The organism is Pseudoalteromonas sp. BSi20311 (assembly GCF_000239875.1).
Lineage (GTDB): Bacteria > Pseudomonadota > Gammaproteobacteria > Enterobacterales > Alteromonadaceae > Pseudoalteromonas.
Genome location: NZ_BADU01000021.1, coordinates 1 through 522, shown reverse-complemented (window position 1 = coordinate 522; position 522 = coordinate 1). Strand labels below are relative to the sequence as shown.

Below are 522 nucleotides of genomic sequence, written 5' to 3'. Positions count from 1 at the left end.
TATACGTCACATCACCGCACCACACTGTATCTGGCTCAACAACATCAAATTGTCTATCAAGCAGGTTTGGAATTTCAAGGTGTTCATTACCACCACGTTTATATGAATGTTGAGGTACTTGGCAGCTTTCAAGCTTTAATTTAACCATTAGCTTAGCAGCACGATAACGACTCAATTCAAAATCATTGTTCGTTGCTATTGCCGCGATTGTCCGCGCCCCAGCTGAGCCGCCGCTCATTGCATGTATGGCTTTAACTTCAGCTTCTAGCCTTACTTGCTCTGGTGTAGGCGTTGTATCCCGTATAGCCCAATATTTATAGCTGCTACGATGCACATTGAATACGTTACACAGCACGCTAATTGGGTAACGCTCTCGTTGATTTAGTTTCTCAATTAACGAGAATTGTTCAGGGAGTCGGACATCAAGAGAGCGGTAGCCTTTTTTAATATATCCTTTTCTAATTCAATGCGTTGGATTTGCTTTTTAAGTTCGCGGATTTCAATTTGTTCGGGCGTCATTGG

At 42.5% G+C, this 522-nt stretch carries 1 pseudogene; it reads right to left on the bottom strand.

Annotation, left to right across the window (positions count from 1 at the left end):
• Positions 1-522 (bottom strand): annotated as a pseudogene (locus P20311_RS19235) (IS3 family transposase); the annotation flags it as partial.